Genomic DNA, 21,935 nt, shown 5'->3' with positions numbered 1-21,935 from the left:
GTCGTGTCGTGGGCGTCGCGGTGGGGTCCGGTCGCGGCCGGTCCGGTGGGGTGCGGCGCCGGTCAGTACGGATCGGGCACCCGGTCCCCGGGTGCGGCGGCCCGCTCGGAGCGGTGGAGGCGCACGGAGAGCAGGGCCGCCAGGGCGGCGAGGGCGGCGCCGGTGAGCAGGGCGGCGCGGAAGCCGGCGGTCTCGGCGGCGGCCCGCGCCGCGTCACCGGCGGTGTCTCCGGAACGGGCCGCGTCTCCGGTACGGGCGGCGGCGACGGCGACGAGGACGGCGAGGCCGAGGACGGAGCCGAACTGCTGGCTGGTGTTGACGAGTCCGGAGGCGAGTCCGGTCTCCTCGGTCGTGGCCTCGGCCGTGGCGGCCACGTTGGTGGTGACCATGACCAGGGGCAGGGCGGCGCCGAGGAGGAGGCTCGGGGCGAGGACGGTGCTCGCGAACGTGCCGTCGGGGGTGAGGGCCAGGGCCAGCCAGAGGGTCCCGGCGCACAGCAGGGCGAAGCCGAGGGTCATGGCCCGGTGCAGGCCGATGCGGAAGATGATCCGGCCGGTCTGCGGGGCGACCGCGACGACGACGAGGGAGAGCGGCAGGAGCCCGAGGCCGCCGCCGAGGGGCGCGTACCCGAGGACGCTCTGGAGGTAGAGGCTGACCAGGAAGAACATCGGGAACAGGGTGGTCTGGGCGAGCGCGGCGAGGACGTTGGCCAGGCGGAGCGCGGGCCGGGCGAGGACGGGCGGCGGGACGAGCGGGGCGGCGGCCCGGGTCTCGACGGCGGCGAAGGCGAGCAGCAGCGCCAGGCCCGCTCCGCCGGCGCCCAGGGTGCGGGCGGAGAGCCATCCGGCCTCGGCGCCGCCGACGAGGGCGTAGGCGACGAGGCCGAGGCCGGCGGTGGCGGTGAGCGCCCCGGTGACGTCGAAGCCGCCGCGGACGGCCGCCGCGGTACGGGGGGCGAGGACCCGGACGGCGAGGGCGGCGAGGACGGCGGCGAGGAGCACGTTCAGCCAGAACGTGGCGCGCCAGCCGAGCAGGTCGGTGAGGACGCCGCCGAGGACCGTGCCGAGGACTCCGCCGAGACCGCCCATGGCGGCGAAGACGCCGAGGGCCTTGTGCCGGGCGGGGCCGTCGGGGAAGAGCAGGAGCAGCAGCGCGAAGGCGGCGGCCGCGGCGAGGGCGGCGCCGACGCCCTGGGCGGCGCGGGCCGCGACGAGGGCGCCGGCGCCGGGCGCGAGACCACCGGCGGCGGAGGCGACGGCGAGCAGGCCGAGGCCGCCGAGGAAGACCCGCCGGTGGCCGAGGAGGTCGGCGACGCGTCCGCCGAGGAGGAGGAGTCCGCCGAAGGCGATCAGGTAGGCGTTGGCGACCCAGGAGAGGCCGTCGGCACCGGAGCCGAGGTCCTCGCCGACGGAGGGCAGGGCGACGTTGACGATCGCGGTGTCCATGATGAGCAGCAGCTGGGTGGAGGCGAGCAGGGCGAGTGCTCCGCGCCGCGGGCCCGGCGGTGGCGTCGTCACCGGGTCGTCCCCAGGCCGTAGCCGTCGAGGCAGGCCTGGGCGAGGTTCTCGCACTCCCCCGCCGAGCCGGCCCAGGTCTGCATGGTCAGGTAGACGTGCGGTGCGCCGTGGTAGAAGCGCTCGTACTGCTCGTGACGGCCGGCGAACTCCGAACCGAGGGCGTCCCAGGCGAGTTTGAGGAGCTTGACGCGGTCCTCGGCGGGGTGGCCGGGGGTCGCGAAGTAGCGGCGGACCAGGGGCCCCAGCTCGGGGTGCAGGAGGTCGCGGCCGCTCGCCGGGAGCTGGACGAGGGCGCCGCCGGCGAGGAGCTTGATGTCCTGGACGGCGCGCGGGTGGAGCTCTCCGGCCATGATCCGCTGGGCGAAGGAGATCTCCTGGCCGGGGCGGACCCCGCCGCGGCCGCCGTCGACCTGCTCGAAGGAGGCCTCGGCCGCCAGGACGAAGGCCTTGGCCTGGGCGACCATGCCGAGGAGGCGGCCGACGGCCTGGGTGACGGCCGGCAGTTTCTCGGTGCCGTTCGAGCGGGTGAGGAGGATGGCGAGGCCGGTGAGGAACTCCAGTTTGGTCCAGAAGCGGGTGGCGGACTGGTGGACCAGGTTCAGGTAGGCGGGGGTCTGCCACCAGATCGCGCCGGTGGCGGCCGGGTCCCGGTAGGTGAGGACCCGCTCCCAGGGCACGAAGACGTCCTCGCAGACGAGCATCGCGTCGTTCTCGTCGTACCGGGAGGAGAGCGGCTGGTCGAAGACGGAGCGGGCGCGTTCCTCGTAGGAGGTGCGGGAGATCAGCTTGAGGCCGGGGGTGTCGAGGCGTACGGCGAAGGTGACGGCGTGCGCGGTGTCGTCGGGGGCGAGCGGCTCGATGGTGCCGACGAGCAGCTCGTCGGCGAAGACCGCGCCGGTGCCGATGGTCTTGGCGCCGCGGACGACGATCCCGCCGTCGCGTTCCCCGACGACCCGCAGGGTGAGGTCGTCCCCGTCGTGGCCCGCGGGCGGGTTGGTGAGGGTGAACGCGGTGTGCAGGTCGCCCTCGGTGAGCCGCCGGTGGAGGGCGAGCGCGTGGTCGGCGCCGTCGAAGGTCTCACCGGTGAAGACGGCGGGCGCCGCCGCGAATCCGGCCGTGCCGGCGGCCATGTAGTCGGGGGTGCGGCCGAGGAAGCCGTAGCTCGCCCGCGCCGTGGTGCGGAAGGCGCGGCGGCGGGCGACGAGGTCCTCGTACGAGTGGGGCACGACGCCCGCGCGGCGCACCCCGTCCCGGACGAGGACGGGGCGGTGCACGGGGTCGTCGGCGAGGTCGTACAGGCCGGCGAAGGAGGCGGCGGAGGCGCGGAAGGCGGGGTGGGTGGTGACGTCCTCGACCCGCTCGCCGTCCAGCCAGACCTCGCGCCCGTCGCGCAGTCCCTCCAGATACTCCTGCCCGGACCTCGTCACCGGTGTGTCGCCTCTCCTCGGGTACCACGGCTCTGCCGGTCCCGAGCCTGTCCGGGGCGCACCGGACGGACAATGAACGTCCGTCCAGGTGTCCTTAAGATCCGTCCAGGGGCTCCCGAAGATGTCAGGTCGGGCGGATCAGGCGGCCCGGACCTCCCCCGCCCGGTACTCGCCGGGGGTCACCCCGAACCACTTGCGGAAGGCGAGGTGGAAGCCGACGGCGCTGCGGTAGCCGACCCGGGCGGGCAGGGCGGACTGCGGGAGGGACGTCTCGGTGAGCAGCCGGCCGGCCTCCTGCATGCGGCGGCCGGCGAGGTACCGGGCCGGGGAGTCGCCGACCAGGTCGCGGAAGGCCGCGGTGAACGCGGAGCGGGACATGCCGACCTCCCGGGCGAGGGCGTCGATGGTCCACGGTTCGGCGAAGCGGGTCGCCATCATGACGACGGCGCGGCTGATCCCGGGGTGGCGGAGCAGCGGCAGTGAGGCCGGGTTCCCGGCGAGTTCGCAGAGCAGCGGGCGGAGGGCGAGGACCAGCGCCATCTCGAAGGCGCGCAGCGTGATGAGGCGGTCGCCGGGGCCGACGGGCCGGTCGGGGGCGGCGAGCAGCCGGAGGGTGTCGCGGAGCAGCGGTTCGCGTGCGACCTGGGCGCCGTCGAGGACGAGGGCCCAGGGCAGCGAGGTGTAGAGGCCGGTGGCGGCGCTGGCGTCGTAGTGCAGCCCGGCGCACAGGAGGCGGCTCTCGGGTCCGCTGCCCTCGATGACGATCTCGCCGGAGGTGCCGGGCTGCCGTTCGGGCAGGACGGCCTTGAGCGGGACGCCCTGGCGTTCGGGCCGGTCGGAGAGGCGGTGCGCGGCGCCGGTGGGGAAGACGACGAGGTCGCCGGCGTGGAGTTCGACGGGGGTCTCGTCGTCGGTGGTGATCCAGCAGTCGCCCTCGACGACGTAGTGGAGGACGGCGCAGCTGCGTTCGGCGTCGCCCTCGATGGCCCAGGGGGCCCGGACGTGCCAGCGGCTGTCGAAGACGCCGGTGAGCCGGAGGGGTTTGAGGAGTTCGCTCAGGAGGTCCTCGTGCTCGCCCCCGTCCAGGGGGTCGCCGGTGTTGCGCCGGTCGTGACGGTCGGTTCCCACGGTTTCCATGGACGATCCTTCAACTTCCGCCCCGGTTTGTTAATTGAACGGCCGAAGCCGTCGCGGCGAGCCTGGAGGGACGCCGACACGGCAGCGGTGACAGCCTATCGAAGGGCCTCAGACACACATGTCCAGTGAGATTCCGATGCGGGTGGCGGTCGTGGGCGCGACCGGCTTCCAGGGCGGCGCGGTGGCGCGTCTCCTCGCCGAGCGCCACCACCGGGTGCGGACGCTGACCCGGCGCCCGGAGGCGGACCGGCCGCCGCTCCCCGGGGCCTTCTTCCTCTCCGGGGACCTGGGGGTCCCGGGCGACGTGCGGAGGCTCTTCGCCGGGTGCACGCACGCGTTCGTCACGATGCCGCTGGTGTACGACGAGACGCGGGTGGAGGCGTACGCGCGGAACATCGCGGAGGCGGCGCTCGCGGCGGGCACGTCCCGCCTCGTGTTCAACGCCAACACCCGTCTCCCGCTGGGGCCCACGGACGTCGCGGCCTTCGAGACGCGGCGGCTCGCGGAGGGGGTGCTGCGGGACAGCGGGGTGCCGCTGGTGGTGGTCAGGCCGCCGGTGTACCTGGACAACCTGTTCTCGCCGTGGAACGGGCCGGCCCTGGTGGACGAGGGCGTCCTGGCCTATCCGCTGCCGGAGTCCGCGCGGACGGCGTGGCTGTCGCACCGGGGCCTCGCGGAGGCGGCGCTCGCGGCGCTGTCCCGGGAGGGCCTGGAGGGCCGGACCTTCGACATCGGCGGCGACCGCGCCCTGACGGGCCGGGAGCTCGCGGCGGCGTTCGGGCGGGGTCTCGGGCGGGCGGTGCGGTACGAGGAGCTGGATCCGGCCGTGTTCGAGCGGGGGCTCGCGCAGCTGCTCGGCCCGGAGTCGGCGGCCGGGGTCGCCGGGATCTACCACTACATGGCGAGCGGGGCGGACCCGCTCCTCATGGCGGACGACGACGGGGTGTCGTCGGAGGTCCTCGGCCTGGAACAGGCCCCGGTGGAGGAGTGGGTGGCCCGCCAGCCCTGGCAGGTGTGGGCGACGGACGCGGAGGAGCCGGACGCCTCGCCGCGCCCCTGACCCCGGACCACGGATCGAGCCCCGCCCCCACAAGGGCGGGGCTCGATTCTTGTCCGGGTCGGGTGCTTGCCGACGCGGCTACGCCCGAGTAGTTAACAAAGCGCCGGATTGCCCACCCGAGAACCGTGGGAAGGCTCCTCCGGTACGCCCCCCGACCCCGTCCTCCCCGAGCTTCCCGTTCTCACCGGTTCATCCCTGTGGACCCGCCATCCGAGTGAACGCGGACAGGAGCCGTCATGCCCGCAACCCGCCGGCCGTCGACGGAGCTAGAAAGAGCGCACCACCACCCGCACCCCCGTAACCCGTCAGGTGATGCTGTGAATCCGCTCATGGGACGCATTCCCGTACTGGACGTCCGCCCCTCGGTCGACTGCGGCCGGCGCCCCGCGAAGGCGGTGGCCGGAGAGTCCTTCGAGGTATCGGCCACCGTCTTCCGCGAAGGGCACGACGCGGTCGCCGCCAATGTCGTGCTGCGCGGCCCGTCGGGCCGCCCCGGCCCCTGGATCCCGATGCGCGAGCTGGCGCCGGGCACCGACCGGTGGGGGGCCGAGGTCACCCCGGAGGCCGAGGGCCTGTGGACGTACACCGTGGAGGCGTGGAGCGACCCGGTGGCGACCTGGCGGCACACGGCCAGGATCAAGATCCCGGCCGGGATCGACTCCGAACTGGTCCTCGCCGAGGGCGCCGAGCTGCACGAGCGGGCCGCGAAGGGCGTCCCGAAGAAGGGCGGCGGCCGGGAGGCGGTGCTCGCGGCGTCGGACGCGCTGCGCGACGGGTCGCGCCCCGCCGCCGTGCGGCTCGCGGCGGCGCTCGCCCCGCGCGTCGTCGAGGCCCTGGACCGCCACCCGCTGCGCGAACTGCTCTCCTCGTCCCCCGCGTTGCCGCTCCAGGTGGAGCGCGAGCGGGCCCTGTTCGGCTCCTGGTACGAGTTCTTCCCGCGCTCGGAGGGCGTGCGGACCGTGAAGGGCCGTACGGTCCCGGGGAACTTCCGCACCGCCGCCGAACGGCTCCCCGCGATCGCGGCGATGGGCTTCGACGTCGTCTACCTGCCGCCGGTCCACCCGATCGGCGAGACCCACCGCAAGGGCCCGAACAACTCCCTGTCGGCGGCGCCGCACGACGTGGGCGTGCCGTGGGCGATCGGCTCGCCGGAGGGCGGGCACGACGCGCTCCACCCGGACCTGGGCACCTTCGAGGACTTCGACGCCTTCGTGGCGCGGGCCCGGGAGCTGCGGCTGGAGATCGCGCTGGACTTCGCGCTCCAGTGCTCCCCGGACCACCCGTGGGTGGAGAAGCACCCGGAGTGGTTCCACCACCGTCCGGACGGTTCGATCGCGTACGCGGAGAACCCGCCGAAGAAGTACCAGGACATCTACCCGATCGCGTTCGACGCCGACATGGACGGGATCGTCGCCGAGACCGTGCGGGTGCTGAGGCACTGGATGGACCACGGCATCCGGATCTTCCGCGTGGACAACCCGCACACCAAGCCGGTGGTGTTCTGGGAGCGGGTGATCGGCGAGGTCAACCGGGCGGACCCGGACGTGATCTTCCTGGCGGAGGCGTTCACCCGGCCCGCGATGATGCGGACGCTCGGCGCGATCGGCTTCCAGCAGTCGTACACGTACTTCACCTGGCGCAACACCAAGGAGGAGCTGACGGAGTACCTGACCGAGCTGTCCGGGGAGACGGCCGCGCAGATGCGGCCGAACCTCTTCGTGAACACCCCCGACATCCTGCACGCCTACCTCCAGGAGGGCGGCCGGCCCGCGTTCGAGGCGCGGGCGGTCCTCGCGGCGACGCTGTCGCCGTCCTGGGGCATGTACGCCGGCTACGAGCTGTGCGAGAACACCCCGCTGCGGGACGGCAGCGAGGAGTACCTCGACTCGGAGAAGTACGAACTGCGTCCGAGGGACTGGGAGTCGGCGGAGCGCGCGGGGGCGACGATCACCCCGCTCATCACCGCCCTGAACCGGATCAGGCGCCGCCACCCGGCCCTGCGCCGGCTGCGGAACCTGACCTTCCACGACACGGACAACCCGCAGGTGATCGCGTACTCGAAGCGCTCGGGTTCGAACATCGTTCTGGTGGTCGTCAACCTCGACCCGCACCACACCCAGGAGGCTTCACTCTCGTTGAACATGCCGGAACTCGGCCTCGACTGGCACGAGACCGTGCCGGTGCGCGACGAGCTCACCGGCGAGACCTATCACTGGGGCAGGGCCGCGTACGTGCGCCTAGAGCCGGGCGTCACGCCCGCGCACGTGCTCGCCCTGCGACCGTCCCCGCAGACCGGAGGGTCACCCATCTCATGACTGTCAACGAGCCCGTCCCCGACACCTTCGAGGACACCCCCGCCAAGGACCGCGATCCCGACTGGTTCAAGCGGGCCGTGTTCTACGAGGTCCTCGTCCGCTCCTTCCAGGACAGCAACGGCGACGGCGTCGGCGACCTGAAGGGCATCACGTCCAAACTGGACTACCTCCAGTGGCTGGGCGTCGACTGCCTCTGGCTGCCGCCGTTCTTCAAGTCCCCGCTGCGGGACGGCGGCTACGACGTCGCCGACTACACCTCGGTGCTCCCCGAGTTCGGCGACCTGGCCGACTTCGTGGAGTTCGTCGACGCCGCCCACCAGCGCGGCATGCGCGTGGTCATCGACTTCGTCATGAACCACACCAGCGACCAGCACCCGTGGTTCCAGGAGTCGCGGCGCGACCCGGACGGCCCGTACGGCGACTACTACGTCTGGGCGGACGACGACAAGCAGTACGCGGACGCCCGGATCATCTTCGTCGACACCGAGTCCTCCAACTGGACCTTCGACCCGGTCCGCAAGCAGTACTACTGGCACCGGTTCTTCTCGCACCAGCCGGACCTCAACTACGAGAACCCGGCCGTGCAGGAGGAGATCCTGTCCTCGCTGAAGTTCTGGCTGGACCTGGGGATCGACGGCTTCCGGCTCGACGCCGTGCCGTACCTGTACCAGCAGGAGGGCACCAACTGCGAGAACCTCCCGGCCACCCACGCCTTCCTCAAGCGGGTCCGCAAGGAGATCGACGACCACTACCCGGACACGGTGCTGCTCGCCGAGGCCAACCAGTGGCCGGAGGACGTCGTCGACTACTTCGGCGACTTCCGCTCGGGCGGCGACGAGTGCCACATGGCCTTCCACTTCCCGGTCATGCCGCGCATCTTCATGGCCGTGCGGCGCGAGTCCCGCTACCCGGTCTCCGAGATCCTGGCGAAGACCCCGGAGATCCCGTCCGGCTGCCAGTGGGGCATCTTCCTGCGCAACCACGACGAGCTCACGCTCGAGATGGTCACGGACGAAGAGCGCGACTACATGTACGCCGAGTACGCCAAGGACCCGCGCATGCGGGCCAACATCGGCATCCGGCGGCGGCTCGCCCCGCTCCTCGACAACGACCGCAAGCAGATGGAGCTGTTCACCGCGCTGCTCTTCTCGCTGCCCGGCTCGCCGGTGCTGTACTACGGCGACGAGATCGGCATGGGCGACAACATCTGGCTCGGCGACCGGGACGGGGTGCGGACCCCGATGCAGTGGACCCCCGACCGGAACGCGGGCTTCTCCTCCTGCGATCCGGGGCGGCTGTACCTGCCGACGATCATGGACCCGGTCCACGGCTACCAGGTGACGAACGTCGAGGCGGGCATGGCGTCCCCCTCCTCGCTCCTCCACTGGACGAAGCGGATGATCGAGATCCGTAAGCAGAACCGGGCCTTCGGCACCGGCACGTACACGGAACTCCCGGCCTCCAACCCGGCGGTGCTCGCGTTCCTGCGGGAGACCGCCCCCGAAGAGGGGATGGACGGCGATCTGGTCCTCTGCGTGAACAACTTCTCGCGGTTCGCTCAGCCGACCGAGCTCGACCTGCGGCGCTTCGACGGCACCCGGCCCGTGGAGCTCATCGGCGGGGTGCGGTTCCCGGCCATCGGCCAGCTGCCCTACCTCCTGACCCTTGCGGGACACGGCTTCTACTGGTTCCGTCTCAAGAAGGCCTGAGCGGGCGCCAGTTCCCGCTCGACCGGGGTGGGACGGTTTCCCCCGTCCCACTCTGGGCACTGTGAACGACACACGATCCACGCCACGATTCAGGTCCATCCGGGCCTTCTTGCCGGGCCCATACGGATCTTCCCTTTCCGACACGTCCCGCACATCCGGACAGCCATAGCCGCAATCCGGGACACTCTGCGCATTTGAACGCACATGAAAGCCACTTGCGCGCCCCGGGGAAAGGACGCGATGCCATGCCGGAGACCGCATCCACCACCCGGGCCCCGGACGCCCTCCTTCCGTCCCTCGCCCCCCTGCTCCACGAATGGCTGCCACGGCAGCGCTGGTTCGCGGGCAAGGGCCGCCGGGTCACCGGATTCACGCTGGACGCGGCCACCGAGCTGCTGCCCCTGGACGGCACGGGACCCGGCCTGCTCCATCTGCTCGTACGGGTCGAGCAACCCGGCCGCCCGGCCGGGACGCCCGCCGACTGCTACCAACTCCTCCTGGGCGTACGCACCCAGCTCCCGCCCCGTCTCGCCCCCGCCCTGATCGGGCGGATCCGGCAGGGCCCGCTCGCCGGACGGGCGGTGTACGAGGGGCTGCGCGACCCGCGCCTCGCGGGCCTCCTGTACGAGCGCCTGCGCTCCCCGGGCCGCACCGGCCCGCTGCGCTTCCACGCCACCGCACCCCTGCCGCCGGCCCTGGCCCCCCGCATGCTGGACGCCGAGCAGTCCAACTCGTCGCTGGTCTTCGGAGATTCGTTCATCCTGAAGATCTTCCGAAGGGTCAGCCCGGGAGCCAACCCGGACCTGGAACTGCCGCTCGCCCTCGCCGGCGCCGGCTGTGCCCGCGTCCCGGCCCCGGTCGCCTGGTTCGAGTCGGGGGCCGCCACCCTCGGCGTCCTCCAGCCCTACCTGCGGGACTCCCGCGACGGCTGGCGGCTCGCCCTCGACGCGCTCGCCGACGGACGGGAGTTCACGACGGAGGCACGGGCCCTGGGCCGGGCGACGGCCGAGGTCCACCTGGCCCTCGCCTCCGCCCTGCCGACCCGGCGCCTCGCCCGCGCCGAGACCGAGCAGCTGGCCGCCGCGATGGACCGCAGACTGCACGCGGCGGCGCAGGCGGTCCCGGCGCTGCTACCGCACGTGCCGGGCCTGCGGGCCGTGTTCGCGGCGGCGAGCGGCGGCGCGGCGGTGCAGCGCATCCACGGCGACCTGCACCTGGGGCAGACCCTGCGCGGCTCCGACGGCGGCTGGGCGGTCATCGACTTCGAGGGCGAACCGGCGAAGCCGCTGGACGAGCGGCGCACCCCGCAGCCGACCGTCCGGGACGTCGCCGGGATGCTCCGCTCCTTCGACTACGCGGCCCGCACGCACCGGCCCTGGAACGCGGACTGGGCGGCGCGGTGCCGGGCGGCGTACTGCACGGGCTACGCGGAGGCGTCGGGCGCGGACCCCCGTGCGGATCCCGCGCTGCTCCGCGCGTACGAGACGGACAAGGCGGTGTACGAGGTCGTCTACGAGGCCCGGCACCGGCCGGACTGGCTCCCGGTCCCGATGTCCGCGATCGAACGCCTGTCGGCCGCGCCGTGATCCACCCCGGCCGTTGTGGGCATGCGTTCCGCCGGGGCGGAACGGGTGGGCACAACGGAACGGCGCCCTTGCCGGCGCCAGAGGCCCCCGAACCTGGAACCGCACCCCGGCGCGCCGCCGCTCGTGGTGCGGGTCCGGGCACGGAACGCGGAGGCGCCGCTCAGCGCGCCGTCCCGTGTGCCCACCCGTCCCGCCCTGCGGGACGCCTGCCCACACGGGCAGCGGGCGCGGGCCCACCACGGCGACGCCCGTTCGGCCGAGTTTCCCCGTGACCCGCACCACCGTTGCGCATCCGTACCCCCCGTACCCCCCAGGAGGCACCCCCGTGACCGCCCGATCCGCAGGCAAGACGGCCGGCAAGACGCCCCGTAAGGCGCCCCCGCTCGACCCCGGCGACCGGGCCCGGCTGCTCGCCGGGGAGCACCACGACCCGCACGGCGTGCTCGGCGCGCACCCCGTCAGGGGCGGGGTCGTCATCCGGGCGCTGCGCCCGTGGGCGAAGGAGGTCGCCGTCCTCGCCAAGGGGAAGCGCCTCCCGATGGACGACGACGGCGACGGCCTCTTCTCGGTGCTCGTCCCGCTGCTCCGCAAGGTGCCCGCGTACGAGCTGCGCGTGCGCTACGACGGCGACGAGCACGCCGTCCAGGACCCCTACCGCTTCCTGCCGTCGCTCGGCGAGCTGGACCTGCACCTGATCGGCGAGGGACGGCACGAGGAGCTGTGGACGGCGCTCGGCTCGCACCCCACGACGCACGAGGGGGTCGCCGGCACCCGGTTCGCCGTGTGGGCGCCGAACGCGCGCGGCGTGCGGGTCACGGGTGACTTCACGCACTGGGACGGCACGGCGCTGCCGATGCGTTCGCTGGGGTCGACGGGCGTGTGGGAGCTGTTCGTGCCGGGCGTCGGCGAGGGCGCCGTCTACAAGTACGACATCACGCGGCCCGACGGCTCGCACACGGTCCGCGCGGACCCGATGGCCCGTCGTACCGAGTGCCCGCCGAACACCGCGTCGATCGTGACCGAGTCGCACTACACCTGGGACGACGCGGAGTGGATGGAGCGGCGCGGTTCGCGCCCGCCGCACGAGGCGCCGATCTCCGTCTACGAGGTGCATCTGCCGTCCTGGCGGCCGGGTCTCACCTACCGGCAGCTGGCCGAGCAGCTGCCCGCCTACGTGCGCGACCTCGGGTTCACGCACGTGGAGCTGATGCCGGTCACCGAGCACCCCTTCGGGGGCTCCTGGGGCTACCAGGTCACCGGGTTCTACGCGCCGACGGCCCGCATGGGCACCCCGGACGACTTCCGGTTCCTGGTGGACGCGCTGCACCGGGCGGGGATCGGGGTCCTGATGGACTGGGTCCCGGCGCACTTCCCGAAGGACGACTGGGCGCTGGCCGAGTTCGACGGGCGGCCGCTGTACGAGCACGAGGATCCGCGCCGCTCGCACCATCCCGACTGGGGGACCCTGGAGTTCGACTACGGCCGCAAGGAGGTGCGGAACTTCCTCGTCGCCAACGCCGTGTACTGGTGCCAGGAGTTCCACGTGGACGGGCTGCGGGTGGACGCGGTGGCGTCGATGCTCTACCTGGACTACTCGCGGGAGCACGGCGAGTGGCTGCCGAACGAGTTCGGCGGCCGGGAGAACCTGGACGCGGTCCGCTTCCTCCAGGAGATGAACGCCACCGTCTACCGCCGCTGCCCCGGCGTCGTCACCTTCGCCGAGGAGTCGACGGCCTGGGACGGGGTGACGCGGGCGACGGACCAGGTGGGTCCGGGCGGCCACGGAGGCCTGGGCTTCGGGATGAAGTGGAACATGGGGTGGATGCACGACTCGCTGGAGTACGTGCAGAAGGAGCCGGTGCACCGCAAGTACCACCACCACGAGATGACGTTCTCGATGGTGTACGCGTACAGCGAGAACTACATCCTGCCGATCTCGCACGACGAGGTGGTGCACGGCAAGCGGTCCCTGGTGTCGAAGATGCCGGGCGACTGGTGGCAGCAGCGCGCGAACCACCGCGCCTATCTGGGCTTCATGTGGGCGCATCCCGGCAAGCAGCTGCTCTACATGGGGCAGGAGTTCGCGCAGGGCGGGGAGTGGTCGGCGGACCACGGCCCGGACTGGTGGCTGCTGGATCCGGCGTACGGGGCGGAGGCGGACCACCGGGGGGTGCGGGATCTGGTCCGGGACCTGAACACGGTGTACGCGGCGACGCCCTCGCTGTGGGAGCGGGACACCGTGCCGGAGGGTTTCCGGTGGGTGGTGGGCGACGCGGCCGAGGACAACGTCTTCGCGTTCCTGCGGTTCGACGGCTTCGGTTCGCCGCTGCTCGCGGTGTCCAACTTCTCGCCGGTGGTGCGGCACGACTACCGGCTCGGGGTCCCGGACACGTTCGCGGCCTGGGCGGAGGTCCTGAACACGGACGCGGCGCGGTACGGCGGCTCGGACGTGGTGGGCACCGACCCGGTGAAGACCGAGTCGGTGCCGTGGCACGGCCGCGAGGCGAGCGTACGGATGACGCTGCCGCCGCTGGCGACGGTCTGGCTCAGGCCCGCGTGACGGCGGGCGTGACGGCGGGCGTCACGGAGGGTGTGACGGCGGGCGTCACGGCCGGCCTGATGACGCCCAGGCGCTGAGTGGCCCGGGTGAGTGCCACGTACAGGTCGTTGGTCCCGTGCGTGGCGCTCTCCCGGATGCCGTCGGGGTCGACGACGAGGACGGTGTCGAACTCCAGCCCCTTGGCCTGCCGGGGGTCGAGGAGGACGACCGGCCGGGTCAGGTCGGGCCGGGCGCCGTACGAGGCCTCCGGCAGGGCGGCGATCAGACCGGGGTGGAGCTCCGGCGGGGCGATGACGGCGGTCCGGCCGTCCTCGCGGAGCGCGGCGGCGACCGCGTCCGCGGCCTCCCCGACCGGGTCGTCGACGGTCCGGTCCCAGGGCTCGACGCCGGTGGAGCGCACCGAGCGGGGCGGTTCGAAGCCGGGGTCGGCGGCCCGCCGCGCCTCGGCGGCGACGGCCATGATCTCGGCGGGCGTCCGGTAGTTGACGCCGAGGCGGACGTGGTCCCAGCGGTCCTCGACGTACGGGCCGAGGATGCTCTCCCAGGCGCCGACGCCGGCCGGGTCGCCGGTCTGGGCGGGGTCGCCGACCAGGGTCATGGAGCGGCTGGGGCTGCGGCGCATGAGGAGCCGCCAGGCCATGGCGGAGAGCTCCTGGGCCTCGTCGACGATGATGTGGCCGAAGGCCCAGGTGCGGTCGGCGGCGGCCCGCTCGGCGGCGGTGCGGTGGTCCGCCTCCTCGTGGCGCTCGGCGAAGCGCTCGGCGTCGATGATGTCGTGGGCGGAGAGGACCTCGGAGGCGTCCTTGTCGAGTTCCTCCTTGTCCTCGAACTCGTAGGTGCGGGAGGCGAAGGAGACGTCGAGGACGCCCTGCGCGTACTGGATCTGCTTCTGGCGTTCGGCCTCCTCCGCGGCCCGGAGGGCGGAGTCGTCCTCGCCGAGCAGTTCGGCGGCCTCGTCGAGCAGGGGGACGTCGGCGGGGGTCCAGGGTCCGCCGTCGCGCCGGATCGCTCCGGCGTCGGCCTCGGTGAGGTGGGTGGGGTCGGCGAGGTAGCCGGCGAGGAAGTCCTGCGGGGTGAGCGCGGGCCAGAGGGTGTCGACGGCCGCGTGGACCTCGGGGTTGGCGGCGATGCCCTTGGCGAGCAGGGCGATGTCGTCGGGGCCGAGGAAGTTGGGGCCGCCGTATGGGTCGGCGCCGATGCGGTCGGCGAGCTGCTCGGCGAGCGCGTCCAGGATCCGGAAGACGAAGTAGGGGCGGGCCAGATTGTGCGGGAGGGCGGTCTCGCGGGCCTTGTGGCGGGCTTCGAGGGCCATGTCCCAGTCGATGACCAGGTCGCCGTCCTCGTGCGGGACGATCAGCGGTTCGCCGCGCTCGGGGACCCGCTGGTGATCGCGTACGGCCGAGGCGAGGGCGTCGGCCATGGCCGCGGCGCCCTTGACGGCGGCGGCGCGCGGGGTGTCGGTGCCGCCGGCGCGGACGCCGGGGAAGAGCTCGGCGGGGGTGGCGAGGAGGACGCCGGTCTCGCCGAGGGAGGGAAGGACGTTGCCGATGTAGCCGAGGAAGGCGGGGTTGGGTCCGACGATGAGGACCGCCCGCCTGGCGAGCTGCTCGCGGTGCGCGTAGAGGAGGTACGCGGCGCGGTGCAGGGCGACGGCGGTCTTGCCGGTGCCGGGGCCGCCTTCGACGACGAGCACCCCCTGGTGCGGGGAGCGGATGATGGCGTCCTGCTCGGCCTGGATGGTCTGCACGATGTCGTGCATGCGGCCGGTGCGGGCGGCGTCGAGCGCGGCGAGCAGCACCTCGTCCGCGTCCCGGCTCTCGTGGCCGGTGCGGGTGGCGTCGGCGAGGTCGAGGACCTCGTCGTGGAGGGAGACGACCTCGCGGCCCCGGGTGGTGATGTGGCGGCGGCGGGTGAGGCCCATCGGCTCGTACCCGGTGGCGAGGTAGAAGGGGCGGGCGATCTCGGCGCGCCAGTCGACGACGAGCGGGGTCCGGTTCGGGTCGTCCTCGCGGATGCCGAGCCGGCCGATGTGGTGGTCGCGGCCGTCCTTGAAGACGAGCCGGCCGAAGCAGAGCCCGCTCTCGCCCGCGTTGAACGCGGCGAGCAGTCCGGACTGCTCGGCGACCATCACGTCCCGTTCGAGCCGGCCCTGGCTGCTGCCGACCCCGGGGGTGCGCAGCGCCTGCTCGACGGCGGCTTCGGCCTGGTCCCTGAGGTCGTCGAGTCGTGCGTAGAGATCGGTGATGAATTGCTGTTCATTCCGAAATTCCTCGGTTGACAATTCGACTCCCGGCGCGATACAGTGCGTTTATTGAACTTCTCCGTGTTCGTGCTGTGTCCGGACACGGAATCCTCAAATATACGCGAGACAAAGCCCCGACTGTCAATTCTAGTCGGGGCTTTTCCGTGTGCACTGCGGAGTCTCCTGGGGGTCAGCGCGGGGCCGGCGGCAGCAGGGGCTTGCGGACCACCGGGGAGGACAGCACGATCGAGGTCGTCGTCCGGCCGAGGGCCGAGGTCTGCTCCAGGATCTCCTCCAGGTGGATCGTGTCGGTCACGGCGACCTTCAGGATCCAGCAGTCCTCGCCGACCACGTGGTGGACCTCCAGGACCTCGGGGCGCCCGGTGAGTTCCAGGGTGCGGGGGTGCTTCAGGGTGTAGCCGCCGTGCGGGTTCACCCTGATGAAGGCCTGGATGCCGTAGCCGAGCAGGGCCGGCGAGACATGGGCGCCGTAGCCGGTGACCGCGCCGCTCGCCTCCAGGCGCCGGACGCGCTCGGTGACGGCGGCGGGGCTCAGCCGGACGCGGCGGCCGAGCTCGCTGAGCTTGATGCGGCCGTCGCCCTGCAGGAGGTCCAGGATCTGCCGGTCGATGGGGTCGAAGGCGGCCGCCGAGGATTCGTCGGCGGCGGCGCGCGAATGCCGTGGTTCCTTCGGCAGGGCGGCCTGCACTCCCATGTTTCCCCCTTCGATCGGCGAGCGCACAACGTAACACTTGACCCCTGAGGCAAGGGAGTTGAGATTCATGGACATTCTGGTCATCGGCGGCAACCGCTATTTCGGAAAGCGGCTCATCGCGCTGCTCCGGGAATCCGGGCACCGGCTCACGGTGCTCAACCGGGGCTCCTCGCCCGCCCCCGAGGGGATCGAGCAGCTCGTCGCCGACCGCGACGACGAGAAGGCGCTCGCGTCCGTCCTCGCGGGCCGGTCCTTCGACGTCGTCGTGGACCAGGTCTGCTACACCCCGCGCCAGGCCGAGATCGCCCGGCGGGTGTTCGCGACGCGGACCCGGCGCTACGTGATGACCTCGACCGTCGAGGTGTACGAGTACGAGGACTCGGCCGTGCCCGTCGCCGAGGCGGCCCTCGACCTGTCCTCGGTGGCCGTCGACACGGGCCTGCCCTGGGAGGACCCGGAGTTCCTGGAGGCGCACTACGGGGAGGGCAAGCGGCAGGCCGAGGCGGTCTTCGCGGCCGGATCCCCGTTCGCCTGGGCCTCGGTGCGCGTGGCCCACGTCCTGGGCGGCGCCGACGACTTCACCGGCCGGATCGACCACTACGCGCGGCGGATCCGCGCGGGCGAGCCGATCGCCGTGCCGGCGGTCAACCACCCGGCGACCTACGTGTACGTGGAGGAGATCGCCGCGTTCCTCGCCTGGGCGGTCGCGGCCGACTTCACCGGACCGGTGAACGCGCACTCCCACGGGCCGCTCACCACGGCCGACATCTGCGCGGAGATCGAGAGGCTGGTGGGCGGCCGGAGCGTCTTCCGGGAGGTGGAGGTCGGCGAGGTCTCGCCGTTCTCCTTCACCCGCTCGTACGCCATGGACAACACCCGCGCCGTCGGCCTCGGTTACGCGTTCACCGACTCGGGCGAGTGGCTCGCGCGGGCGGTCTCCGAGACGGTCGGGGTGGAGCGCTGATGCGCTACCGGATGCTCGGAGACGTACGCGTCGGGGCGGTCGGCTTCGGCACGATGCCGCTCTCCATCGAGGGCCGCCCGGACGAGGCGCGGGCCGTCGCCACCGTGCACGCGGCCCTGGACGCGGGGGTGACCCTCCTCGACACCGCCGACTCCTACCACCCGCCGGGCGGCTCACCGGGCGAGGGCGAACTCCTCGTGGCGCGGGCCCTCGCCTCGTACGGCGGCGGCACGGACGACGTGCTGGTGGCGACGAAGGGCGGCCGGGGGCGCACCGACGACGGCGGCTGGACCGTCGACGGCCGGCCCGCGCACCTGCGGCGGGCGGCGGAGGGCTCGGCGCGGCGGCTCGGCGGCGGCGCGATCGGGCTGTACCAGCTGCACAAGCCGGACCCGGCCGTCCCGTACGCCGAATCCCTGGGCGCGGTGCGGGAGTTGCTGGACGCGGGCACGGTCCGGCTGGCGGGCGTCTCGAACGTGGACGCCGCGCAGATCCTGCTGGCCCGGGAGGTCCTCGGCGACCGGCTGGTCTCCGTGCAGAACCGCTACTCGCCGGCGGTCCGGGACGGCGAGGCCGAGCTGCGGCTCTGCGCGGAGCTCGGCCTCGCCTTCCTGCCGTGGAGCCCGCTGGGCGGGATCTCGCGGAGCTCCCTGGACGGGACGTCCGCCCAGGAGGAGGACCCGGAGTTCGGGGCGTACCACCGGGTGGCCCGGGCGCGCGGGGTCAGCCCGCAGCGGGTCGCGCTCGCCTGGCTGCTGTCCCGCGCGGACACGGTCCTCCCGATCCCGGGCGCGAGCCGGCCGTCGACGGTGCGGGACTCGGCGGCGGCGGCGTCGCTGACGCTGACGCCGGCGGAACTGAGGGAACTGGGCGGCGCCTGACCCCGAGCGGGCCGGCGCCGTGGCGGGCGTCTCCTCCTCGCGCTCCGGGCGCGCGGCGAGGTCCGGGCGGGGCCTGCCGGGCGGGCCGGTTCAGCGCAGCACCTCCAGCTCCGGCCAGTCGTCGCCGGGCCGGTCGAGGAAGCCGGTGGGCCGCCCCTCCAGGTACCGCCCGAAGAAGGCGGCGACGGCGGTGCGCTGGGCGGCCAGGGAGCGCCGGGGGTCGACGGTGCCGACGAGTCCGGCCGCGTCGGGGACCGGGAGGCGGCGGGCGAGCTGGGGCAGGAGGACCTGGAGGTCGGTGTACGAGCCGTGGGCGGCGTTCCGCAGCCGCAGGGCGTGCCGGGGGCCGGTGGACGCCGCCCAGCACGAGGCCCAGCTCGGTTCGGAGCGCAGGGTCTTCGTGCCGGAGGCCATCAGCAGGAAGGGCTTGGCGAGGCCGCTGTCGGCGACGGGTCCGATGAGGGCGCCGTCGAGGTCGGCCGCCGCGCGGACGCGGGGCTCGTCGTGGGCGAGCTGGGCGGCGACGGAGCCGCCGAGGGACTGCCCGAGCACGCCGGTCCTGGCCGGGTCGGCGGCTTCGGCGAGCCCTTCCGGGAGGGGGTCCGTGCCGGTGTCGGGGCGGTGCCCGCGCGCGAGCCGGTCGAGTGCGCCGAGGACGAAGCGGGCGTCGGCGAGGCGGGCCCGGGAGTGCCCGGCGAGGAGGGCGGCGACGACCTCCGGGGTGAGGTCGTCGGGGAGCGGGAGGGCGCGTTCGACCCGGCTGCCGGGGAACTCGACCTGCTCGGCCTCGTACGTGGAGTCGAGGGCGACGACGAGGTGGCCGCGGCTCGCCAGCTCCTCGACCAGGGTGGTGCCGAGGGCGCGCGAGCCGCCGTCGCCGGAGGAGAACAGCACCACGGGCAGCCGGCCGGCCCGGCGGGCGACGGGCGCTCCGGTGCGGGCGTGCGTCCTGATCCCCCGCCAGTCGGCGGCGCCGGCGGGGACGCCGAGGGCCGGTGCGGAGTGCGCGTCCCAGTCGGCCGCCGCTGCCGGGGGCAGCCAGGGGGCCGTCGGGTGCCCTGCGCCGGGTTCCGCCGGGTACCAGAGGCCGGCCATGAGCTCCCGGTAGGGCTTGGCGGGGACGAGGGGGTCGGGGCGGCTGTCGTCGACGAGGTGCAGCGCGACGGTTCCGACGGGCCACGGCCCGGTGGGCGCGGGCAGGCACAGCGGGACGGGGGTGCCGGGGGCGGGCCCGGGGCCGTGTCCCCCGGACGGGGCGGCGGGGCGGCTTCCCGGGGCGGGAGCCGCCGTGCGGTGTCCGGGGGCGGCGGCCACGGTGGCGAGCGCGGCGGCGCCGAGCGTGCCGAGCAGGGCGCGGCGGTTCGGGGGCATGGGCGGGCTCCTCGGGAGGTACGGCTGCGGGGTCGCCACCAGGGTTCCGCCGCCGGGGGGTGCGGGGCGCCCTGCCGGAGGACGATCCCGCGGGGTGGGCGCGGGTCGCCTCGGGGCGCGCCCGCTCCTCCGCGCGGAGGAGCCCGCGGTGTCCCGGGGTCTCCCCCGGTGTCCGCCGGTGGGGGGACGCCCCGGCGGGCGCGGGGCCCTACCGTGGGGCTCCGGCGAGGACGCCGGACGACGCGGACGCGAGGACGGACACGATGGCCGAGACCGGCGCGGTACGGACGGGCCCGCCGGGTGCCCTCGCCCGGCTGCCGGGGCGGGTGCCGCCCGTGGTGGCGGACGCGGCGCTCGCGGCGGCCCTGTTCCTGGTGACGCTCGGGCCGGGGCGGGTGGCGGACGGTACGGGCTTCGCGCTGCAGACCGCTCTGGTGCTGCCGTTGGTGTGGCGGCGGCGGGCGCCCCGGGCCGCGTTCGCGGTGATCGCCGCCGCGGCGTTCGCGCAGTGGCTGCTGGGTGTCCAGCTGCCGGCCGACGCGGCGTTGCTGGTCGCCCTCGGGACGGTCACCGCGCGGGCGCCGTACCGGTCGGTGTGGGCGGCGGCTCTGGTGGCGGTGGCCGGGGCGGTGCTGGCGGCGGCGCGCTGGGCGCCCGAGGGCCGGTTCCTCGCCTCGGCCGCCGCGATGACGGCGGCGGTCGCCGCGAGCGCGCTGCTCGGGGCGAACGCCCGGATCCGGCGGGCCGCGCGGGCGGAGCGGCTGGCGCGGCTGGAACGGGACCGCGACGAGCGGGAGCGTCGGGCGGTGCAGGAGGAACGCGCTTGGATCGCGCGGGAGTTGCACGACAGCGTGACGCACGGCCTGTCGGTGGTGGTGGCACTGGCGGACGCGCTCGGGCACGCCCGGCCGGCCGACGCCTCCGACGTGACGGCCCGGATCGCGGAGACCGGGCGGCAGGCGCTGACCGACATGCGGCGCGCGCTGGGCCTGCTCCAGGACGCCGGTCCCGACGCCGGTCCCGACGCGGGGCCCGGGGACGACCGGCGGTCGCCGCCGGGGATCGGGCAGCTCGGGGCGCTGTGCGAGCGGATGGAGGCGGCGGGTCTCGCGACCCGGCTGCGGGTGGACGGCGAGGCCGCCGGGGTGCCGGCCACGGCGCAGCTGACGGTGCACCGGCTCGTCCAGGAGTCGCTGACCAACGCGCTGCGCCACGCGCCGGAGGGGTCGCGCGCCGAGGTGCGGGTGTTCTGCGCGCCGGGGGCGGTGACGGTCGAGGTGACCGACGACGGGCGGGCCGGAGGGGCCGGACGGACGGGAACCGCCGGGTCGGGGCGGGGTCTCGCGGGGATGCGGGAGCGCGCGGCGGCCTTCGGCGGGGTGCTGGAGGCGGGCCCGCGGCCGGGCGGCGGCTGGCGGGTCTTCGTACGGCTGGATCCCTGGAGCTCGCCGTGAGCGTCCGGGTGCTGCTGGTGGACGACGAGGAGCTGCTGCGGCTGGCGTTCGGCATGATCCTGCGCGCCGAGCCGGACATGGAGCCGGTCGGGGAGGCGGCCGACGGGGCGGCGGCGGTGGAGCTGGCGCGGCGGCTGCGGCCGGACGTGGTGCTGATGGACGTGCGGATGCCGGGCACCGACGGCATCGAGGCGACCCGGCGGCTGCTGCGCGAGGTGCCCGGGACGCGGGTGCTCGTGCTCACGACCTTCGACCTGGACGCGTACGCCTTCGACGCGCTGCGCGCCGGGGCCTCCGGCTTCCTGCTGAAGAACAGCCGACCGGAGGAGCTGCTGTCGGCGATCCGCGACGTGGCCCGGGGGGACGCCGTGGTCTCCCCCCGGGTGACCCGGCGGCTGCTGGACCGCTTCGCGCACCGGCTCCCCGCCGCCGGGGACGACGGCGGCGGGGGCGGCGCGGAGCGGCTGCGCGTGCTGACCGCGCGCGAGCGGGAAGTCCTGCTGGGAGCCGCCCGGGGCCTGACCAACACGGAACTCGCCGCCGACCTCGGTCTCGCGGAGCCCACGGTGAAGAAGCATCTCGGCCGGGTCATGGCCAAGCTGGGGCTGCGGGACCGGGTGCAGGCGGTGATCTTCGCGTACGAGTGCGGGCTGGTCGGGCCGGGTTAGGCGCGGGCGGCCGTCGGTCGGGGTTCACCGGCACGGCCGGAACGACCGGCCGCATGGCCGGAACGGCCCGTCGCACGGGCGAACGGCCCGTCGCACGGCCGGAACGGCCCGTCGCACGGCCGGAACGGCCCGTCGCACGGCCGGAGCGGCCCGTCGCACGGGCCGAACGGCCCGTCGCACGGCCGGCTCACCGGCGATCGGCCGGCACGCCCGGCCTTGGCGATGCGCGGATGGCGGGCCGCAGCGCCGGGCACGCCGCCGCCCCGCCAGCCCGCCAGCGGGGCGGCAGGGGGCGTCTGGAGGGGGGGGCGCGCCGCGGGCCGCACCCC

15 protein-coding genes are annotated in these 21,935 nt (G+C 74.2%); 9 read left to right on the top strand and 6 right to left on the bottom strand.

What is annotated here, in order from left to right; genetic code table 11:
- Positions 1-62 precede the first annotated feature (62 nt).
- The 3 genes from ACFV2S_RS34015 to ACFV2S_RS34005 form a co-directional block, all read right to left on the bottom strand.
- A complete protein-coding gene (locus tag ACFV2S_RS34015) occupies positions 63-1,517 on the bottom strand; it encodes an MFS transporter (protein WP_385568467.1) in 1,455 nt (484 codons plus the stop codon).
- Positions 1,514-2,944: a 4-hydroxyphenylacetate 3-hydroxylase family protein gene (locus ACFV2S_RS34010; RefSeq protein ID WP_385568462.1), complete on the bottom strand. Its 1,431-nt coding sequence runs from the start codon at positions 2,942-2,944 to the stop codon at positions 1,514-1,516. Before ACFV2S_RS34010 ends, ACFV2S_RS34015 begins: the two co-directional genes overlap by 4 nt.
- Positions 2,945-3,082: 138 nt before the next feature.
- Positions 3,083-4,081, bottom strand: a complete 999-nt coding sequence (locus ACFV2S_RS34005) for an AraC family transcriptional regulator (RefSeq protein WP_385568458.1) — start codon at positions 4,079-4,081, stop codon at positions 3,083-3,085.
- Positions 4,082-4,199: 118 nt separating this feature from the next.
- Here ACFV2S_RS34005 and ACFV2S_RS34000 point away from each other — a divergent pair, with 118 nt between their 5' ends.
- The 5 genes from ACFV2S_RS34000 (at position 4,200) to glgB (ending at position 13,311) form a co-directional block, all read left to right on the top strand.
- Entirely contained in the window at positions 4,200-5,141 is a 942-nt protein-coding gene (locus ACFV2S_RS34000) for an SDR family oxidoreductase (protein ID WP_385568453.1), read from the top strand.
- Between the two features lie 329 nt (positions 5,142-5,470).
- The gene (locus tag ACFV2S_RS33995) at positions 5,471-7,456 is read left to right on the top strand and encodes an alpha-1,4-glucan--maltose-1-phosphate maltosyltransferase (RefSeq protein ID WP_385568450.1); all 1,986 of its coding nucleotides are present in this window, start codon (positions 5,471-5,473) and stop codon (positions 7,454-7,456) included.
- Positions 7,453-9,165 carry a maltose alpha-D-glucosyltransferase gene (gene treS / locus ACFV2S_RS33990; protein ID WP_383801208.1) on the top strand — a complete coding sequence of 571 codons (1,713 nt, stop codon included), beginning with the start codon at positions 7,453-7,455 and terminating at the stop codon, positions 9,163-9,165. Before ACFV2S_RS33995 ends, treS begins: the two co-directional genes overlap by 4 nt.
- Positions 9,166-9,410: 245 nt before the next feature.
- Entirely contained in the window at positions 9,411-10,751 is a 1,341-nt protein-coding gene (locus ACFV2S_RS33985; protein ID WP_383801210.1) for a maltokinase, read from the top strand.
- 325 nt (positions 10,752-11,076) lie between these two features.
- A complete protein-coding gene (gene glgB, locus ACFV2S_RS33980; protein WP_385568444.1) occupies positions 11,077-13,311 on the top strand; it encodes a 1,4-alpha-glucan branching enzyme in 2,235 nt (744 codons plus the stop codon).
- Here the strand turns inward: glgB and ACFV2S_RS33975 are convergent.
- Both ACFV2S_RS33975 and ACFV2S_RS33970 read right to left on the bottom strand, forming a co-directional pair.
- Positions 13,298-15,592, bottom strand: coding sequence for a HelD family protein (locus tag ACFV2S_RS33975; protein ID WP_385568441.1), 2,295 nt, complete (start codon positions 15,590-15,592; stop codon positions 13,298-13,300). The genes glgB and ACFV2S_RS33975 overlap by 14 nt on opposite strands.
- Positions 15,593-15,743: 151 nt before the next feature.
- Positions 15,744-16,268, bottom strand: coding sequence for an Lrp/AsnC family transcriptional regulator (locus tag ACFV2S_RS33970; protein WP_383796800.1), 525 nt, complete (start codon positions 16,266-16,268; stop codon positions 15,744-15,746).
- Between the two features lie 67 nt (positions 16,269-16,335).
- Here ACFV2S_RS33970 and ACFV2S_RS33965 point away from each other — a divergent pair, with 67 nt between their 5' ends.
- Both ACFV2S_RS33965 and ACFV2S_RS33960 read left to right on the top strand, forming a co-directional pair.
- Entirely contained in the window at positions 16,336-17,232 is an 897-nt protein-coding gene (locus tag ACFV2S_RS33965; protein ID WP_385568434.1) for an NAD-dependent epimerase/dehydratase family protein, read from the top strand.
- On the top strand, positions 17,232-18,113 hold the full coding sequence (locus tag ACFV2S_RS33960; protein WP_385568429.1) for an aldo/keto reductase: 882 nt from the start codon (positions 17,232-17,234) through the stop codon (positions 18,111-18,113). The genes ACFV2S_RS33965 and ACFV2S_RS33960 overlap by 1 nt, the downstream gene beginning before the upstream one ends.
- 90 nt (positions 18,114-18,203) lie before the next feature.
- Here ACFV2S_RS33960 and ACFV2S_RS33955 read toward each other — a convergent pair whose 3' ends face one another.
- Positions 18,204-19,484: an alpha/beta hydrolase family protein gene (locus ACFV2S_RS33955; protein WP_385568423.1), complete on the bottom strand. Its 1,281-nt coding sequence runs from the start codon at positions 19,482-19,484 to the stop codon at positions 18,204-18,206.
- Between the two features lie 263 nt (positions 19,485-19,747).
- On the opposite strand from ACFV2S_RS33955, the gene ACFV2S_RS33950 reads away from it, so the two are divergent.
- Entirely contained in the window at positions 19,748-20,938 is a 1,191-nt protein-coding gene (locus tag ACFV2S_RS33950; protein WP_385568418.1) for a sensor histidine kinase, read from the top strand.
- The gene (locus tag ACFV2S_RS33945) at positions 20,935-21,606 is read left to right on the top strand and encodes a response regulator (RefSeq protein ID WP_385568413.1); all 672 of its coding nucleotides are present in this window, start codon (positions 20,935-20,937) and stop codon (positions 21,604-21,606) included. The genes ACFV2S_RS33950 and ACFV2S_RS33945 overlap by 4 nt, the downstream gene beginning before the upstream one ends.
- Positions 21,607-21,935: the final 329 nt, after the last annotated feature.

This window comes from Streptomyces sp. NPDC059695, from assembly GCF_042733785.1.
Classification (GTDB): domain Bacteria; phylum Actinomycetota; class Actinomycetes; order Streptomycetales; family Streptomycetaceae; genus Streptomyces.
The sequence above is the reverse complement of the archived record's forward strand: the minus strand, read 5'-3'. Positions and strand labels throughout refer to the sequence as shown.

Bases quoted from the DNA above. Each gene is read 5' to 3' on its own strand.
- ACFV2S_RS34005 (WP_385568458.1), bottom strand. From the start codon at position 4,081: ATGGAAACCGTGGGAACCGACCGTCACGACCGGCGCAACACCGGCGAC.
- ACFV2S_RS34000 (WP_385568453.1), top strand. From the start codon at position 4,200: ATGTCCAGTGAGATTCCGATGCGGGTGGCGGTCGTGGGCGCGACCGGC.
- ACFV2S_RS33995 (WP_385568450.1), top strand. From the start codon at position 5,471: ATGGGACGCATTCCCGTACTGGACGTCCGCCCCTCGGTCGACTGCGGC.
- treS (WP_383801208.1), top strand. From the start codon at position 7,453: ATGACTGTCAACGAGCCCGTCCCCGACACCTTCGAGGACACCCCCGCC.
- ACFV2S_RS33985 (WP_383801210.1), top strand. From the start codon at position 9,411: ATGCCGGAGACCGCATCCACCACCCGGGCCCCGGACGCCCTCCTTCCG.
- ACFV2S_RS33970 (WP_383796800.1), bottom strand. From the start codon at position 16,268: ATGGGAGTGCAGGCCGCCCTGCCGAAGGAACCACGGCATTCGCGCGCC.
- ACFV2S_RS33965 (WP_385568434.1), top strand. From the start codon at position 16,336: ATGGACATTCTGGTCATCGGCGGCAACCGCTATTTCGGAAAGCGGCTC.
- ACFV2S_RS33960 (WP_385568429.1), top strand. From the start codon at position 17,232: ATGCGCTACCGGATGCTCGGAGACGTACGCGTCGGGGCGGTCGGCTTC.
- ACFV2S_RS33955 (WP_385568423.1), bottom strand. From the start codon at position 19,484: ATGCCCCCGAACCGCCGCGCCCTGCTCGGCACGCTCGGCGCCGCCGCG.
- ACFV2S_RS33950 (WP_385568418.1), top strand. From the start codon at position 19,748: ATGGCCGAGACCGGCGCGGTACGGACGGGCCCGCCGGGTGCCCTCGCC.